The sequence below is a fragment of the Leptolyngbya boryana PCC 6306 genome (genome assembly GCF_000353285.1).
In the GTDB taxonomy this organism is placed as follows: domain Bacteria; phylum Cyanobacteriota; class Cyanobacteriia; order Leptolyngbyales; family Leptolyngbyaceae; genus Leptolyngbya; species Leptolyngbya boryana.
Map to the genome: position 1 here is coordinate 2,168,793 of NZ_KB731324.1, position 17,902 is coordinate 2,186,694.

15 protein-coding genes are annotated in these 17,902 nt (G+C 45.6%); 8 read left to right on the forward strand and 7 right to left on the reverse strand.

From position 1 onward, the window contains the following. Positions 1-136 precede the first annotated feature (136 nt). Positions 137-1,273: a tRNA dihydrouridine synthase DusB gene (gene dusB, locus LEPBO_RS0110945; RefSeq protein WP_316426824.1), complete on the reverse strand. Its 1,137-nt coding sequence runs from the start codon at positions 1,271-1,273 to the stop codon at positions 137-139. 1,096 nt (positions 1,274-2,369) lie between these two features. On the opposite strand from dusB, the gene LEPBO_RS0110950 reads away from it, so the two are divergent. The 4 genes from LEPBO_RS0110950 to LEPBO_RS0110965 all read left to right on the forward strand — a co-directional run bounded on the left by LEPBO_RS0110950 (position 2,370) and on the right by LEPBO_RS0110965 (position 7,898). Then, positions 2,370-5,537 carry an ABC transporter transmembrane domain-containing protein gene (locus tag LEPBO_RS0110950; RefSeq protein WP_017287607.1) on the forward strand — a complete coding sequence of 1,056 codons (3,168 nt, stop codon included), beginning with the start codon at positions 2,370-2,372 and terminating at the stop codon, positions 5,535-5,537. Positions 5,538-5,710: 173 nt separating this feature from the next. Continuing rightward, on the forward strand, positions 5,711-7,084 hold the full coding sequence (locus LEPBO_RS0110955) for an HlyD family type I secretion periplasmic adaptor subunit (protein ID WP_017287608.1): 1,374 nt from the start codon (positions 5,711-5,713) through the stop codon (positions 7,082-7,084). 38 nt (positions 7,085-7,122) lie between these two features. Then, positions 7,123-7,533, forward strand: coding sequence for a HetP family heterocyst commitment protein (locus LEPBO_RS42865; protein ID WP_017287609.1), 411 nt, complete (start codon positions 7,123-7,125; stop codon positions 7,531-7,533). 26 nt (positions 7,534-7,559) lie between these two features. Then, positions 7,560-7,898: a hypothetical protein gene (locus LEPBO_RS0110965; protein ID WP_017287610.1), complete on the forward strand. Its 339-nt coding sequence runs from the start codon at positions 7,560-7,562 to the stop codon at positions 7,896-7,898. A 72-nt stretch (positions 7,899-7,970) separates the two neighbouring features. Here the strand turns inward: LEPBO_RS0110965 and LEPBO_RS42280 are convergent, their stop codons facing one another. From LEPBO_RS42280 to LEPBO_RS0110975, 3 genes are all read right to left on the reverse strand, one after another. Beyond that, positions 7,971-8,174 (reverse strand): hypothetical protein, encoded by a 204-nt coding sequence (locus tag LEPBO_RS42280; RefSeq protein ID WP_071596156.1) that lies wholly within the window; start codon positions 8,172-8,174, stop codon positions 7,971-7,973. 34 nt (positions 8,175-8,208) lie between these two features. Further along, positions 8,209-8,526, reverse strand: a complete 318-nt coding sequence (locus LEPBO_RS0110970; protein ID WP_017287611.1) for a hypothetical protein — start codon at positions 8,524-8,526, stop codon at positions 8,209-8,211. Positions 8,527-8,714: 188 nt separating this feature from the next. Beyond that, complete coding sequence (locus LEPBO_RS0110975; RefSeq protein ID WP_017287612.1) at positions 8,715-8,978, reverse strand: hypothetical protein; 264 nt, start codon at positions 8,976-8,978, stop codon at positions 8,715-8,717. Between the two features lie 257 nt (positions 8,979-9,235). Between LEPBO_RS0110975 and LEPBO_RS0110980 the strand changes: the two genes are divergently transcribed. After that, positions 9,236-11,575: a GNAT family N-acetyltransferase gene (locus LEPBO_RS0110980; RefSeq protein WP_017287613.1), complete on the forward strand. Its 2,340-nt coding sequence runs from the start codon at positions 9,236-9,238 to the stop codon at positions 11,573-11,575. Positions 11,576-11,899: 324 nt separating this feature from the next. On the opposite strand, the gene LEPBO_RS0110985 is transcribed toward LEPBO_RS0110980, so the two are convergent. Continuing rightward, the gene (locus LEPBO_RS0110985) at positions 11,900-12,232 is read right to left on the reverse strand and encodes a hypothetical protein (protein WP_017287614.1); all 333 of its coding nucleotides are present in this window, start codon (positions 12,230-12,232) and stop codon (positions 11,900-11,902) included. Positions 12,233-12,623: 391 nt separating this feature from the next. On the opposite strand from LEPBO_RS0110985, the gene LEPBO_RS0110990 reads away from it, so the two are divergent. Beyond that, on the forward strand, positions 12,624-13,379 hold the full coding sequence (locus LEPBO_RS0110990; protein ID WP_017287615.1) for a peptidylprolyl isomerase: 756 nt from the start codon (positions 12,624-12,626) through the stop codon (positions 13,377-13,379). On the opposite strand, the gene LEPBO_RS0110995 is transcribed toward LEPBO_RS0110990, so the two are convergent. After that, entirely contained in the window at positions 13,373-13,990 is a 618-nt protein-coding gene (locus LEPBO_RS0110995) for an esterase/lipase family protein (protein ID WP_017287616.1), read from the reverse strand. The two genes, LEPBO_RS0110990 and LEPBO_RS0110995, sit on opposite strands and share 7 nt — an antisense overlap. A gap of 71 nt (positions 13,991-14,061) precedes the next feature. On the opposite strand from LEPBO_RS0110995, the gene fumC reads away from it, so the two are divergent. After that, a complete protein-coding gene (fumC, locus tag LEPBO_RS0111000; protein WP_017287617.1) occupies positions 14,062-15,495 on the forward strand; it encodes a class II fumarate hydratase in 1,434 nt (477 codons plus the stop codon). Here fumC and LEPBO_RS0111005 read toward each other — a convergent pair. After that, a complete protein-coding gene (locus LEPBO_RS0111005; protein ID WP_026148558.1) occupies positions 15,482-16,348 on the reverse strand; it encodes a heme-dependent oxidative N-demethylase family protein in 867 nt (288 codons plus the stop codon). The two genes, fumC and LEPBO_RS0111005, sit on opposite strands and share 14 nt — an antisense overlap. Positions 16,349-16,370: 22 nt before the next feature. Here LEPBO_RS0111005 and ilvA point away from each other — a divergent pair, with 22 nt between their 5' ends. Further along, a complete protein-coding gene (gene ilvA, locus LEPBO_RS0111010) occupies positions 16,371-17,882 on the forward strand; it encodes a threonine ammonia-lyase, biosynthetic (protein WP_017287619.1) in 1,512 nt (503 codons plus the stop codon). The last annotated feature ends 20 nt before the right edge of the window (positions 17,883-17,902 follow it).

A 17,902-nucleotide genomic window follows, 5' to 3' on the forward strand; every position in this document is an offset into this window, starting at 1 on the left:
GTCACGCCTGATGTCATGTTTAACAGAATATAGACAGCTTTTTCTGAAGACGCGCACAAAATTTTCAATGCAACTTTACCGATGCTCAGATCAATGAAATCTGCGGCAAACCAAACGGGAGTTGTGCAGTCTGAAATCAGCTAACCGACATCTCCAGCAATTCGGCTTCCGATTCTTCTTGCCATCCTGTTGCTGACAAGCGATCGATTGCCTTATTGATTAATTCCAATCCCTGATTCACATTCTCAATCAGACTTAACTGCCCTCGGAGTTCTGCTGCTCCAGCAAATCCTTTTGAGTACCAAGTCATGTGCTTGCGCGCTTGTCGAACTCCGCGATCGCCTTTGTACTCCCACAACATTTGCAGATGATCGCGCGCACATTCTAAACGCTCGATCGGAGTCGGTTTTGCTTTCTCTTCTCCTGTCTTGAGAAAATAGTCAATCTCTCCGACTAAAAACGGATATCCTAATGTCCCGCGCGAACACATCACACCGTCGGCTTTGGTAAATTCCAAGCATTTGACTGCTGCTTCTACCGAGAAAATATCGCCGTTTGCAATCACTGGAATCGAGAGAATTTCTTTGACTTTGGCAATCCATTCCCACTTAGCTGCGCCGTTGTACCCTTGCGATCGCGTACGTCCATGAACGGTGATCATTTTCGCGCCTGCATCTTCCATGCGCTTCGCAAATTCCAGAATCGTAATTTCTTTATCCGTCCAACCAATTCGAGTTTTAACCGTGACGGGAACATCGACTGCATTCACTACCGATCGCACAATCTCTTCTGCAAGTTCTGGCTGCCGGAGTAAAGAAGATCCACCCCCATTTTTCGTAATTTTATTCACGGGGCAACCCATATTGATATCAACCGTGTCTGCTCCCTCGTCTACTGCTTTTTGTGCGGCTTCCGCTAGAAAATCAGGGCGACAATCAAACAGTTGAATACTAATCGGGCGCTCATTCGGATCGACTTCCATGAGAATCGGAATCTCTTTGACATAATGCAATCCGGTTGCGTTCACCATCTCGGTATACATCATCGAATCCGGAGCATGACGACGCACTAATCTCCGAAATACGAGATCTGTTACACCCGATAGTGGCGATTGCAACACCCGACTTTTCACCTCAAAATCACCAATCTTCAGAGGTTGAGCTAAGCGAGTTTGCAGTTCGGGAGAAAGAATCATCATAGCCAGAGAAGCAGTTTGACGTTTTCCAGCATAGATCATCCTTGCCGAAATCGGATCGATTGCGCGCTTACGCATTGCTTATGAAGTAAAAAATGATGCATTAAACTATTAGTTGAAATCGCCCCTCTAACCAAAGTGAGAGATTAGAATTTCCTCTAAAAATTAAGTCCAAAAAAAGTGATCTGCTCTACTTTCTATGAGGTTAGTTCTTTTGTAATTTCAGATGAGTCTGAAATCGTTCTATCTAATTGTTAGGGTTCTAATGGATTGGTATTTCTAATCCATCGTAGAAGTTGATTCGCTCGTTCTTATTCTTGCTGCACTCAATTTGGTGATTATAATAACGTGCATCCTTCACAATATGTTCCACGCTTGATATCTAGACGTGATGTAGCAATCTTTGGGTAATTTGTATAGCCCATATAGTTAATAAAAATAATTTTTGTAATTGACTTGACAGCAATCATTTCGTTTCTTAGGCTTTTTACAGAACGCCTTCGCACTCAAATCCTAAATCTAAATATATCTAAATATTATTTGGTTTCGGTTTGGGCAAGTCTTTGCAAAAGCAAGTCTGTGTTCCGAGGTTATCAACGATTCACTTTACATTACTCGGAATTAGCTTCATACAGCCTGAGCGAACTGATCGTATTTCGCTTGGTGCGAGTTTGAATTCGATCGAAACGTGTTGTTTTCTAATGTTAGGTAGGCTAAAGATGTCGAGATTCAAAATTATTTGTAGACGCGGCTTACGATACCGACGATGGGATAGACAGCACCACTGAGTTTGTCGCTTCTAATAATGGAATCACTCAGAATAACAAGATTCATTGAATCTTGATCGTTGTTTTATGGCTTGGTAATCGAGATTTGTACGAGGTCATCCTAACGCCCCAAGGATGTCAATTCATTATGAGGAAATTTGTCATGCACACTCGCATCAGTGCAGGGATATTCCATTCTATTGCAACGATTTCGAGAGTTCTAGGGAATACCAGTTCATTAATTTATTCAAACTGACGCTCAAACTTGAGTCCATCGCTCAAAAAATCTGCCAAATTGGCGACAAATTTGCGGAGAGATTGTCACCATTGAGAGCAAGCATTTTAACGCTCGCTGGAGAGATAGTCAGCTTTTAAGAAAAATACTCAAAATGCCAGGAAGTTAGGATATGAATTCAGCCTCGAACCTTCAGGCACTGCTTCAGCCTCAACGCTTAGGAGGCGCGATCGACATCCAAATTGCCCTCCGAAAACTGCTCGCTGCTGCCCAGATGGATGAAACGATCGCGCAAGCTTTGAGCCAGGACTTTCAGCTGTGCGAATTTCAGCTTGGGAATGAATTGAACGATAACGCAGAAGACAAATCCCCTGCTGCTTCTGACGAACAAAATGCACACTTTTATGTCATTTGTCAGGGGAAAGTTAGATTGATCTGCCCTGATCTGCGGCAGCAGCGAGATCTATCAGTCATGCTTTTAGAGACCGGGCAATGCTTTGGGGCAGAGTCGATATTTTGCCAGAATTCACTCCCTTATACTGCGATCGCGGCGAGTCCTGTGACGCTTGCGCGTATCTCTGTGACCAAACTTGAAAGTTGGTTAAAAAAGCTTCCCCAACTGCGGAATTTTTTAGTCCAGCAAGCGACTCGCTTCGCCCGTTTAATCTTTCTCAGAACTGCTATCGCTTGGGATATAGAGGGTGCTAGCTCGAAGAAAACGCTGACGAGTCATCAGGCGCAGCAGTTGTTATTTTTCTTAGAGACGATTGAAGTGCCGGCAGGGGCAAAACTGGTGGAAGCAGGCATTGATTCGGGTTACTTCTGGCTATACCAAGGTGAGATTGACGCTCAAAATTCTGAGGTGACACCCGCGATCGTCGGGGAAAGTTGGGGAGAGATTCAGAAAACTCCCCCAGATTGGATCGCGAAGACAAAATTGCTGATTTACAAAGTCTCGATCGAGCAATGGAAAGCAATTTCCTCGCCAGTCACGGCTTCTGGAACATTGGGGCGCTACCAGCAAGAAACGATCGCCTTGGGGCGCGGCTCACCGCAACTTTTACTCTCAACTTCGACTCAGGGAGATGCGACTCAAAAAGCCCTGAGTCAGGATGTGACTCATTCAACGCCAGCGAATCAGGTTGCAGTCAACTTTCCTAAACCCGCTCGGCATGTTCCTTGGCAACCCAAACTGCTGAAGCGGTATCCATTGATTCAGCAGCAGAGCGCAGCAGATTGTGGGGTTGCCTGTATTGCAATGATTGGTCAGTACTGGGGAAATCGGCTGAGCCTGAACACACTGCGGGAACTAGCAAAGGTGGGACGTTCTGGGGCTTCACTCAAGAACTTAGCACTCGCAGCAGAGAATGTTGGGTTTCAGGCACGACCGGTTCGGGCAAGTTTAGGGCGGATGGCGGAGCAGAGAAATCCCTGGATTGCTCACTGGGAAGGGGATCACTATGTGGTCGTTTATCGGGTCAAAGGGGGACGGGTACTGGTCGCCGATCCTGCCCGTGGTAAACGCAATCTCACTCATCAAGACTTTCTCAAGCATTGGTCGGGCTATGCCTTGATGCTTGATCCGACCCCGCAACTCAAAACGGTTCAAACCACAGAGCGTAACTTAAAACGGTTTTGGGAAGTCTTGTGGTCATATCGGTCTGTGCTGTGGCAAATCATTCTACTTTCTTTGCTACTGCAACTGTTTGGGCTAGTTACACCGCTCTTTACTCAAATTATTCTTGATCAGGTCGTCACGCAGAAAAGCTTGCCCATGCTGCATCTTTTCAGCCTTGGGTTGCTGTTGTTTAGCGTTTGGCGGATTGGACTGGTTGGGGTACGGCAGTATCTATTAGATTATTTTTCTAATCGATTTGATTTGACGTTGATCAGTGGGTTTGTTGGTCATGCTTTAGTGTTGCCTCTGAAATTCTTTGAATCTCGCCAGGTTGGAGACATTCTGACGCGGGTGCAAGAAAATAGCAAAATTCAAGCTTTTCTAACGCGGCAGGCGGTTGCGACTTGGCTAGATACGACGATGGCGATCGTTTATCTCGGGTTGATGTTCTACTACAACTGGCATCTGACTCTCTTCGTCATCGCATTGATTCCACCGATCGTAATTTTGACCCTGGTTGCGACTCCATTTCTGCGGCAAATTTCGCGGGAAGCCTTTAGCGCAACGGCTGAGCAAAACTCGCTGCTGGTGGAAATGATGACAGGTGTCGCAACCGTAAAATCGGTGGCAGCAGAGCGAGAAGTCCGCTGGCGTTGGGAAGACCGCCTAATTGGAATGCTCAACATCCACTTTAAGGCGCAAAAACTGACCAATGGGCTGCAAGTGACAGGCGGATTGGTCAATTCGATCGGAAGTACTTCGCTACTTTGGTACGGTGCAAGTTTGGTGATTCAAGATCAGTTAACGATCGGGCAATTCGTTGCTTTTAATATGTTAATTGGTAATGTGATTGGACCTGTACTAGCACTCGTTGGACTGTGGGATGAGTTCCAGGAAGTTTTGATTTCAGTCGAACGATTGAATGATGTATTTTCCGTTAAACCGGAAGAGACACCTGGACAATCGATGTTAGTGCTCCCTCCGATACGAGGGGAAGTACAGTTCGAGAAAGTTACGTTTCGCTATGAGCAAGCCGAAGAACGCAACACGCTGGAAAACATTTCAGCAAAAGTTGAAGCAGGTCAAACGATCGCGATCGTGGGGCGGAGCGGGTCTGGAAAAAGTACATTGATCAAGCTCCTGCAAGGGTTATATCATCCCACCACTGGTCGAATTTGGATCGATGGTCATGACATTAAGCATGTCTCACCCCAGTCTTTACGCAGCCAATTAGGAGTTGTGCCGCAAGAGTGCTTTTTGTTTTCAGGCACGATTCTAGACAATATTCAGCTTTATCGTCCTGAATACACGCTAGAGCAAGTGGTAGAGGTTGCGAAGCTAGCAGAAGCTCATGCTTTTATCCAGGATTTACCCTTGGGATATAACACCAAAGTTGGTGAGCGCGGTGCAAATCTATCGGGTGGACAGCGGCAGCGAATTGCGATCGCTCGTGCGCTTTTAGGGCAACCCGCAATTTTGATTTTAGACGAAGCCACGAGTTCTCTCGATACAGAATCAGAGCGCCGCTTTCAGCAGAATTTAGCCAGAATTAGTCGAGGACGCACCACATTTGTGATTGCTCATCGTCTATCTACGGTGCGAAATGCCGATCGCATTTGGGTCCTCGATCGTGGAGTTTTAGCAGAGCAAGGAACTCCTGAAGAATTAATTGAACTCAAAGGCATTTATGCACATCTAGCTCAGCAACAACTCGATCTCTAAACTGAGGCTCGATCGATAGTTCCAATGCTGAAGAAGGTCTGAAAAGTTTCCGCAAGGTGTGTTTACTAACACTTGAAAAGCAGCACCCTAATGACTAAGATGATCGACGTTTTAGGGTTAGTTCTCACAAGATTTGTCCTATCTGAATACTATGACTCTACGAGGCATACTCTATGGTTCAGCTTGCCCCTCACAACCAAGGTTCTCCAGTCAATGATCAACAGCATGATCAACAGACGGAGAATTCCTTTCCCAAACCCTCAGGTTCCGCCCATTCTCACTGGTCTGCCCCTTTAGAAGCGGTGCTCGATCAACCTCCTTCTACATTGCCCCTGCGTCTGATGGTAGGAGGTGCGGTATTTTCGATTTGTTTTGCATCTTGGGCTTGGTTTGGTCAGATCAATGAAGTCGCTCGCGCTCAGGGCAGGCTGATTCCCAGAGGTAGCGTGTATAAAGTCAATCCGACTGAGACAGGCAAGGTTTCTCGCATCTTAGTTGAGGAAGGGAAGCCTGTGAAAGCTGGACAAGTCATGATGGAACTGGATAATGAACAAGCCAATCATGAAGTAGAACGGTTAGAGAAAGAAAGAACCGCAGCCCAGATCGAGTGGAGTCAGACTCAATCTTTACTGGCTCAAGTTCAGCTTCAGGCAGAGAGCCGTTTAGATGCGATGCACGCTGAAATGAGAGCGCAGCAGGTCGAAATTTCCCAAGGTAAAACCAATATTGCGACTACTCAACAATTACTGGATCAACTGAATGAAGATGCGATCGCTCAGGAAACTCGGCTGAAGCGATTCCAACCTTTAGTAGAAGCAGGCGCGATCGCGCAAGAACAAGTTTTTCAAGTTCAACAAGGGTTACGCGATCGCCAACGAACGATCACAGAGCAGCAAGGAACCTTGCAACGATCGGTAGAAGATATCGAACGCCTCAATGCAGGAATCGCCCAAAAGCAAGCAGAACAAGCAGAACTGCAACAACAGTCGAACCAGCAAGTGCGCCAACTCGAAATCAAACTCTCTCAGATTCAAGCAAGAATTAGTGAACTACAAACCTTGATTGCAGCAGCAAATTCTAAACTTCGGGAACGTTACTTATACGCACCGACGAGTGGTATCGTTTCTGCACTGAGTCTGCGGCATCCTGGAGAAGTCGTTCAACTGGGACAAGCGATCGCAGAGATTTCTCCAGCCCAAAAGCCACTGATCTTATCCGCAGTCCTTCCAAACCAAGAAGCAGGGTTTGTCAAAGTAGGGATGCCTGTACAGGTAAAGCTTGATGCTTATCCGTATCAGGACTATGGCATTGTTACTGGACATGTTGCGAAGATTTCTCCCGATGCTCAACCCGACGAACGCTTGGGACGCGTGTACCACATCGAAGTGGAATTAGAACGCTCCTATATTACGAAAGATCAACAGAAAGTTTTGTTTAAGGCAGGGCAAACTGCGACGGCTGAGATTGTGACTCGGCAGCGGCGCATTGTCGATTTATTGTTTGATCCTCTGAAAAAGCTTCAGGCAAGCAACAACGTGATCCAGTGATTTTAAGATCTGACTAGGATATAAAAAAGGTGAAAAGCATGACTCAACAAGGCTTTAGAAATTCGAGCGCATCGCTCGATCGCGTCATGGAAACTGAGCAATTTAACCAAGTGATTGAAGCGATCTTAGCAGGAAAATATTCGTGGGCTTGTGTTTTAATTTTGCAGTTTGGTGGCTATAATCCGCTCCACTACATTCCCTACAGAACCTATAACCGGATTATGAAGGATCACTATCAAGCAGGGCAAAAGCAAGCTCAAACTCCTGATTCAAATCCGCAGCAACCGAATCCGATCAAGGATTTGAATTACTTGGAAGTCGTGAGTGAGCCTCGAACTCGAATTAAAGGCGGAACATTTGCAACCTTAGAACAATGGTTGGGTCAATGCAACGACTTGCCCGTGAATAAGGTGCCAAAATGGCAGGCTTCTCTGTTGACAACTGACTAGAATACTGGCAAATAAGGAGTATTTATATGCTGATTCGCGACTTGTCTCATCTTGAAATTCTGGATCACTCATCAGATATTTTTGGTGCTCTACAAGCGAATGACGGTATCCTGACCCTTTCACTGAGTGAGGACAACACGCTTTCTCTGAAACAGGGTAGTACAGAGCTGTGGAGCACAAAGCTAGCAAATTCACCTCAAGGTATCAGCCTCTCTCTCCCTGGTAATCCAAATCTTGCAGTCTCTAGCACAACAATGGCGACAGCAGATGGCAAGTCTAGAACAATCTTGGCTCTAAACTTCGGCACATCTCCGGTTGTCTCTTTCGCCTCTGCTCGGAGCTTGACAGCCAGTTTCCCATTCTAAATCTAATTACGACCTAGTAAAAACACAACACGGAACTCGTGTTGTGTTTTCTGTATGATTAGATTGAATTTACTAGCTCGATGCTGAAGAACTGTTGGAGCAACTTGTAGAGCGACTACTTGCGCTTTGGCTCGTTCCTGCCGAAGAGACGCTGATGCTGACAGATTGATGGGAAACCGTTGTGGGGTCTGAGAGAATCACCTCACTTCTAGCTTCGGCTCTCGATCGCCCATCAGTTGAAATAATTCGTCGAATCAAGATCTTGTGCTGGCTCATCTTTCGGTATCCTCAACTTTACTGCATTTGATTGCTATTTGTTCGACACACTGACATAGATCGAGGTGCTATTTGATCGCGCGATCGCGGTATTGTATTGCGCTGCGGCTAGCGCATAGGCATCTGCATTTGCATTGCTGGAATATAAATAGCCAACGTTATTAATCCGTGTGGATGTTTTTGTGGAAGTATAGGTCATTGAACCACTTGCACCTGCATTCGCATTCGCATAAGTAAAATTCTTCGTGCTGTAAGTTGTGGTACTGACGCTCACACTGACGCCGCCATGAATGCTCTCTTTCACAGTCGAGTCTACGCGATAGTCTAGATCAGTGATCATCAAACAAGTCATTCTTTTTCCTCCAATACTATGCAATTTGCACAAGCAATTTTGGTACGACAATATCGCCCTTAAATTTTTCAATTTAATCATTCGTGCAAAAAGCTTAAGGCAGAACAAAACAAATTAAGGTAGGGCAACAACGGAGAGATTCCATGGTTGCCCTACCTTAAACTAGTCACTCAATAATTAATTGAGTTCTAGTTGGAAGCAGAGATAGAAGTACCGCTCGAATAAGACGAGTAAGGCGTAGTTTTCGTGTAGGTGAAAATCTGAGCCAAACTGTCTTTTCCATAAGCTTCTGCATCAGATTCAGCAGTAGCGACGTTACCTTTCAGATTGACTTTCGAGTTGATGTATTTGTTGATTTTTACGGTTTCTTTGAAGGAGACAGAGGGATAAGTAAAGCCACCGAAAACTTCTGTTTGAGCGGTTTCTAAGTAGTTGAGATCAGAAATAATCATTGGATTTCTCCTTGGAATTTTTGTTTCTTAGTTGTTTCAACTCTGTTGTTTGAGTTGATATTTATAAGATAAAGGATGCGTTTTTTAGAGGTTGCCATTTTGGCAGTTTTGTTTGTGTTTTAGTAATTTTTTTCGACATTACATTTATGAGATTGAATTCTGCCAGAATGGCACATCGATACATTTTTTGATTGCTAAAATCCTTGGCGGCGGCAGAAATATTGATTGTTGATAAACAATTTCAGGAGAAACCAGATATGGAAGACATAGAAATTGACATTATTGATGATTTTGAAATGTTTCAGACGATTAGAAATACCTGGGAATCCATATACAATGCTGATCATCAGGCTCGATTCTTCTCATCTTGGATCTGGCTATCTGGAGTACTGAAACGGTATGATCAGTTTCATGAATCGTGGTTTATATTAGCAGCCAAATCAAGGAGCCGCGGTTCAGAGTATGTCGCATTTTTTCCGCTATACCTTACAGCACTTGAGAATCCAGATGGATCATTTCATAGTGAACTTGTGATGGCAGGAGTAGCTGATGCAGACCATGTTGGATTTATCTGTTTGCCTGAATATGAAATAGCTGTAAGCTCTGCGTTTGCTGCATTTCTTCAACAAGAAGAATGGTGGACTTTTGAGCTAGATAATATTGCGACGATCGAGGGAAGAATTAGCCTAATTTTGAAGGAGTTTCTGACAGAAGGATTTGAATTGAAGGAACGATGCTACGTTAGTGACTTAGATCATATCGACAATAACATTGTTCCATATATTGATTTGCCAGGCACCTGGGAACAGTATCTTCAGACCGTTGTTAGCTCAAATACTCGGCACAAAATCAGACGCTTTTTCAGAAAAATTGAGGATTCTTCTGAATTCCATTTGACCTATGCCAACGCAGATAATTTTGAGGATCATCTTGAGGTACTTTTGGAACTCTGGAGATCAAACTGGGAAAGCAGAAAAGGGGCGGATCAATGCCAGAAGATTTTGGATAAGATTGGGCATACATTGCGGCATTGCTTTGAACATCAAGCCTTGTCTTTGTCTGCGCTATGGCAGGGAGAAAAGCCACTCGGCGCGATCGCGAATCTCTTAGATTGGAGCCATAAAACGGTTTTGTTTTTGATCGGAGGACGCGACGATACTGTGAAAGATCTGGCTCCAGGAATCATTCTCCATGCGGACGCGATTCGGGATGCGATTCAGAAGGGGTTTCAAGTTTATGACTTTCTACTGGGCAATGAGGCGTATAAGTTTTCTTTTGGCGCAAAAGAGCGGCGAATTAAGATTGTTGCGATCGAGCGTAAGCACTTGCTCAATCCAATTCAGCCGCTAAATATTCGGCTGATTCCTAAAGCACTTCAAATTGCAGCAAGTTACCAACAGACGAATCAACTGAGTCAGGCTGAGCAAGCATACCGCCAGATTCTAAGGGTGCAACCTCAATATCCAGAAGCTCTGTATAACTTAGGAGTGGTGATGCATCACCAGGGAGATTATCCAACTGCCGAGGAGTGTTTTAGAAGTTTGCTACAGCTACAGCCGAACGATGTCAGAGCTTGGTTTAGTTTAGGAAACTTGTACCAAATTCAAGAGCAGTTACTAGAAGCAGAAAAGGTGTATCGGCAAGCTTTAATGCTTCAGCCTCAATCCTCTAATGTTGCATTTGCTCTCTATCACAATCTGGGCTATGCCTTACAGCAGCAGAACAAATGGGACGATGCGATCGCTTGTTATCAAACGGCTCGTGAACTGAAACCGGATTCGATTGAAGCAGAAGTGATTTGGGCGAATGCACTTTACGCTCAGGGCACATTACCCCCGGAACAACAGGAGCACTATGCTGTCATCAATGCTACTTTGGGCAACAAACGCCAACAAGCAGGCGACTTAAAGGTTGCGATCGCATATTACCAGCAGGCGATCACCATGAACCCAGAGTTAGCTGAAGCTTACTATACTCTGGGGCGTGCTCTACAAAAACAAGAGCGCTGGGAAGACGCGATCTCAGCTTATCAAAGAGCGCAGGAGCTTCAGCCGGAGGTGCGTGAAATCGCCGTTTGTCTAGCAAATGCTTTTTATGCTCAGGGGACGCTCCCATTAGACCAGCAGGTGCATTATGCAACAGTCAATTCTGAGCTAGGCGACGAGTGCCAACAGATGGGTGATGATAACGGCGCTATTGAGTGCTATCAGCAAGCGATCGCGATGAATCCAGCACTAGTAGAAGCTTACCTTGCTCTGGGGCTTGTCTTGCAAAAACAGAAAAGATGGGAAGCCGCGATCGCGGCTTATCAAAAAGTACAGACACTTCAACCTGATAATCTTCAAGCCGAGTTGGGTATCGCTGCTGTGCTTCATGCCCAGAACAAATTATCGATTGAAGATCAAGCTCGTTATGCTGCACTCAGCTACGAATTAGGGAATGCTCAGCGGCAAGCGGGTGATTTAAAGAGCGCGATCGAATCTTATCGGCAGGCAATTACTTTACGACCCGATTTAGTTGAGGTTCGCAATCATCTACGACTTGCATTGCAAGATCAGGGCAACGTCAAAATTAAGGTCAGTTGTGCAAAACAGTAGCAAAAAAGTAGGGGTGAGATACTCTCTACTCTCGCCCCTATCAAAATTAAAGAAAATCAAAAAGCTTGAGAGCTTGAACTGGGTAACTGACAAAACGTTGAACATCATCTTGGCTGCGTTTCTGTCCCGCACCAGATTCAAAACCCGGTGCTAACCATGCGAACTCCCTAAAGGGACTCCTGAACCCAGCTAATGGCTTAGGAATACAGTCTCTTCAGAGACTTCGTTCGATGAGCACGGGGTTTCAACCTCGTGCGGAGCAATGCGATCGCGTGCAAGCCATGCGAGATGAGAAAGATTTGTCAGTCAATCAGGAGCTTGAGACTAAGGTTTATCGATGACCAGGATTTTACCCTTAACAATCATCGTGTCTTTGTTTGAAAAGTATTTTACTTTTGTCTTCTCGATCACCTTGTCTCCCGAGCCAAAGAGATCAACTCCAGCCAGCGAATCGGTTCCGGTCGCAACTGCTATCCCACTGCCTTTTCCGATAGATCCTCCATTTCCCAATTCTTTCACTTTAGTTCTGGTATCAGTTAGGGTGAAGCTTGAATCTCCGGTAGCGGATGCGTCAGCCGTTACACCGACAATAACTCCTCCTGAAATTGTCTTGATGTCTAGAACATGTTCTAAATAGTTCAAATCGTTGATCTGCATAGGATGTATCTCACAGATAAAGCTATTTTTACAATCTAAGCAGGTGTTCGTTGAAACAAATTGCCAATTTGGCACATTCTACTCAATAGTCCACATCGAGAGAATGGCAAAGCTTTGTTAGCAGAATTAGCCAAAATGGCAACATCTAATTTTTTTCAATCCCTACACTAGCTAAAAAGCCTTATTTGATCGTTTAGCTTTATACATCTTCAGGGCTGCTTGAGTCTCAATCATCTCATTTCATCTCTTGTATAAACGATCATGAAAGCGATCGCGAATAATTCCGTCTCAATACACAATCGCCCTGCCTCCATCAGTCGGTAAAATTAATTCCTACTGTAGAAGGCTGGATAGATCCTTCAATTATTCTTTCAACTCTACAGGTTCAGTGATGTTTATTCAGATTGAAAACGGCATGGTTTCCTCGTCATACTCTTCGATTCAACCTGATGAGATTGTTGGTTACTTGAAGAAGAACCTGCAATTCAAAGAAGTGTGTCAGGCGATTTTCACTCAAAAAATTATTGATCAAACGGCTCGTGAGCGTGAGATTTTTGTCTCGCCTGAGGAAATCCAAGCAGAGGCCGATCTCATCCGACGTGACCTACGGCTAGAGCGTGCCACTGATACATTAGCTTGGCTGGCAGAGCAGCAAATTACAGTTGAAGATTGGGAAGCGGGCATCCGCGATCGACTACTCACCCAAAAATTAAAAGAGACGCTATTTGGGCAGCAAGTTGAAGGTTTTTTCGCCCAGAATCGCCTGAATTTTGAGCGGGTGATTCTGTATCAAGTTCTTGTTCCTTACGAGCATGTGGCTCGAGAAGTTTTTTATCAAACCGAGGAACGAGAAATTAGTTTTTATGAGGCGGCTCATCTTTACGATATGGATAGTAAACGGCGATATCAGTGTGGATATGAAGGAGCCGTATATCGTTGGAATTTGAAACCAGAAATTGCAGCGGCAGCATTTGGTGCGACCCCAGGAGAAGTGGTGCGCCCCATTCAGACTGACCAAGGGTTTCACCTTTTATTAGTCGAAGAGTTTATTCCCGCTCAACTGACTCCTGAAATTCGCGAAGAGATTCTCTCGACTTTGTTTAGTGAGTGGCTGAGTGGAGAATTAAATCATTGGCTGAATCAATAGGTTGTCAATGGTGAACTGGCTTTCTCAAGTGGCTTTCTCAGGGCTTCGGCAACCAGTGTCATCGATCGTGGATCAGTCACCATCCACGCATGAAGCGGAACTTTGATTTGAATCGCTTCTCCAACGGGAAGAACAGAGCTATTTGCTGGAACGATAATGCCATCCAAAGGTGTCCAAATCGAAGTGAAATTAATGCGATCGAGCATTTGCACATCTTGATTCAAATCACGCAAAAAAGAGCTATTCGGGCGCATCTGTATGCAGCCAGGACGTTGAGAAAGATAGGCTGCAAGTGTGCCATTGTGCGGTGTAGAAATCGTGATAAATCGCTGCACTCGGCTAATACCACCCAAGCGCTGAACGTAATAGCGACTGACCAGTCCACCCATGCTAAAGCCAACGAGATCAATCTGTTGATCGGCGGGAATGGTGGCTTCGATATAGGCTGCAAGTTGTTTTGCTAAGAGATCAAGGTGGCTATCTCCATTGGCTGGAATCAAGTCTAATCCATAAGTCTGCCATCCTGAACGCTCTAGGTACTGTGTCATCGGGTCGAAGAGAGCGAAGGTATCGGTGATGCCGTGAACGAAAATGACGGGATTGAGAGGCATGATTGAGCACTAGAAATGTCTTTCTTCTAGCGTAAATCGGTCAACCGTTTTTGGGATGATAAATTGGACAGGTGGTGGAATGTCCTACGATTACGGCGGAGAAACTCAGTGTGGATTTAACGACTCGGACAGAAACAGATAGTATGGGCGCGATCGCGGTCGAGTGCGATCGCTATTGGGGAGCGCAAACTCAGCGATCGCTCACGTATTTCGCAATCGGACAAGACAAAATGCCGACAGAACTGATTCGGGCATTTGGCATTTTGAAAAAAGCTGCCGCGATCGTCAATCAAGACTTAGGCAAGCTCCCTGCGGAAAAAGCAACATTGATGATTCAAGCCGCTGATGAAGTGATTGCTGGCAAGCTCAATGATCATTTTCCCTTGTCTGTCTGGCAGACCGGAAGTGGAACGCAAACGAATATGAATGCGAATGAGGTGATCTCGAATCGTGCGATCGAGATAGCGGGCGGAGAGCTGGGAAGTAAAACTCCCATTCATCCGAATGATCATGTCAATATGTCTCAATCCTCAAACGATACATTCCCAACTGCAATGCATATTGCCGCAGCAGAAGCGATTCATCAACGATTGCTCCCGATGATTAAAAAGTTGCGCGATGCGTTGCAAAGTAAATCCAATGAGTTTGAGGACATCATTAAAATTGGGCGGACTCATTTGATGGATGCTGTGCCTTTAACTTTAGGTCAAGAATTCTCCGGCTATGTGGCACAGTTGGAGCAAGCGATCTCCAGAATCGAAGCAACTCTCCCCGGATTGTATGAACTCGCCATTGGTGGAACCGCAGTTGGAACCGGAATCAATACCCATCCTGAGTTTGCAGTGCGATCGGCAAGTAAAATTGCAGAATTAACCGGACTTCCTTTTGTCAGTGCCCCGAATAAGTTTGCGGCCTTAGCGGCTCATGATGCGATCGTCTTTACGAGCGGAGCGATTAAAACGCTCGCTTGTGCGTTGATGAAAATCGCCAATGATCTGCGCTGGATGGGGTCAGGTCCTCGCTGTGGATTAGGAGAATTAGTGTTACCTGCGAATGAGCCTGGATCATCGATTATGCCTGGTAAGGTCAATCCGACTCAATGCGAGGCAATGACAATGGTCTGTGTGCAAGTTATGGGCAACGATAGTGCGATCGCGATTGCAGCAAGCCAAGGTAACTTTGAGCTAAATGTGTTCAAGCCTGTGTTGATTCATAATTTGATTCATTCGATTCGCATTCTTTCTGATGCGTGCTCTTCGTTTACCGATCACATGGTTGTGGGAATTGTGCCGAATCGCGATCGCATCAATCATTTTTTGGAAAACTCCTTGATGCTCGTGACAGCTTTGAATCCTAAGATTGGATACGATAACGCTGCCAAAGTTGCTTACAAAGCTTACAAGGAGAACTCTACTTTGCGTCAAGCTTGTATTGAACTCGGATTGCTCACGGGAGAAGAATTCGATCAATTCGTGCGTCCAGAGCAAATGATTAATCCAAGTTAAGTTCCCTCAAAAGCCTGTCTCGAATTGGCTGAATGTTCTTGTAAAGCTGCATTTCTGGCGACAGCGATCGCACATTCTCAGCAAGTCCCTTCGCCAATTCGGGATACGCTTTCAAAATCTTGATCGGATAACGATAGGTGCGAATCCCAAACAAAATACTATGCTCAAATCTTCGCAGAGTTTGCCGTTCAACCCGAATCCATAGATGCTCTCCTGTATTGTGTGACTCGCTTTGATATCCCAAAAATAGCTCTGGCGTATCCACAATGCTCCAATTCAATCGAACGCCAGGAAATTCAGGCTTTAAGCGATCGAAGAACCGATCGACCGGATGTTCTAACTGCTCTGGATAGTCAGGCACAGGTTGGTGAATCTCGACTAAAGGTCGTCCAAGTTTGTCTCTCAATCGCCATCGGGACGGAAAACAAAGTGATGCTGCACTCAGAAAATACTGATTCTCATGCTTTTGCATCACACACAGGTCTTCTTGAACTAAGCGACCGGCTAAATCTAAAGGATTTTCAAATTCAGAGATTTGCCAAGTTTGATCCGTAAGCCGAATTGTAATGCGATCGCCGATTCGCTGATAAAAATCAGGAAAGTAATGCAAGAGATGATCGAGTAAGCGATCGAGAACTTCCCGCTGTGCAGCCTCGCTCCCTGCTAAACTCGCGAATACTTCTGAATAGTTCGTTTCTAGTAACTTTGCTTTTCGCTGCAAATACGACTCAAACTGATCATCAATTTCGATCCAGTCTTCCACCCTGAGTGATTTCAAACCGAGTTTCAAAGTTCGGTTGCCCTCAAACGGCAAATAAATTCGTTGACTTCTACCCGTAAAATAAGAATTCAACCCCTTTCCTCCCCGCATCTTTATGTCCGGTGACTACCTAGAACGCATTCTCAATGCCCGTGTATACGATGTTGCACAAGAAACGCCGTTAGAATTTGCTCCGAATCTCTCTGCTCGGTTGAACAATCGAGTCTTGCTCAAACGCGAAGACATGCAGTCTGTTTTTTCTTTCAAACTGCGCGGAGCTTACAACAAAATGGCGCAACTCTCGCCAGAGATCTTAGCGCAGGGTGTCATTGCTGCCTCAGCGGGAAATCATGCGCAAGGTGTTGCTCTGGGTGCAAAGCGCTTAGGCACAACGGCAATCATTGTCATGCCTGTCACCACACCGCAAGTGAAAATTGATGCTGTGCGATCGCGCGGTGGAGAAGTCGTTCTACACGGAGACACCTACGACGATGCGTATGCGTATGCCCGTCAATTAGAAGCCGAAAAAGGACTGACGTTTGTGCATCCTTTCGACGATCCCGATGTGATCGCGGGACAAGGCACGATCGGCATGGAAATTCTGCGGCAGTATCAGCAACCAATTCATGCGGTCTTTGTCGCGATCGGTGGGGGCGGTTTAATTTCCGGAATTGCAGCTTATATCAAACGATTGCGCCCAGAAACAAAAATCATCGGAGTCGAGCCTGTTGATGCAGATGCGATGACTCAATCTCTTAAGGCGGGACATCGGATCAAATTGCCGAATGTCGGACTGTTTGCGGATGGGGTTGCCGTGCGAGAAGTGGGAGCCGAAACGTTTCGGCTGTGCCAGCAGTATGTGGATGACATGATTTTGGTCGATACCGATGACACTTGTGCGGCGATTAAAGATGTCTTTGAAGACACCCGATCGATTCTCGAGCCTGCTGGAGCTTTAGCGATCGCGGCAATGAAAGCCTATGTCGAACGCGAACAAATGACCGGACAGACTCTTGTCGCGGTCGCTTGTGGGGCGAATATGAACTTCGATCGTCTGAGATTTGTTGCCGAACGTGCAGAACTGGGAGAACGCCGAGAAGCCATTTTTGCCGTCACCATTCCCGAAGAACGCGGCAGTTTAAGAAAATTCTGCGATCTTCTCGGGGGAAGAAGTATTACTGAATTCAATTACCGAATTGCTGATGAGAAAATCGCTCACATTTTCGTTGGGATGCAGGTTTCAGGGCGCTCTGATGCGGCTCAAATGGTCACAACTTTTGAATCGAATGGATTCAAGACGCTGGATCTCACGGATGATGAATTTGCGAAACTGCATCTGCGGCACATGGTCGGAGGTCGCTCTGCTTTGGCAGAGAACGAGGTTTTATACCGATTTGAATTTCCCGAACGTCCAGGAGCCTTGATCAAATTTCTTACCTCAATGCGTCCAGACTGGAACATCAGCCTCTTTCACTACCGCAATCACGGAGCCGACTACGGGAGAATTGTACTCGGAATTCAAGTCCCACCGCATGAAATGGAAGACTGGCAAGCTTTTCTCGATACGATTCACTATCGATATTGGGACGAAAATCAAAATCCCGCCTACAAACTCTTCTTGGCGTGAACCGCTCTCCCCTACAATTC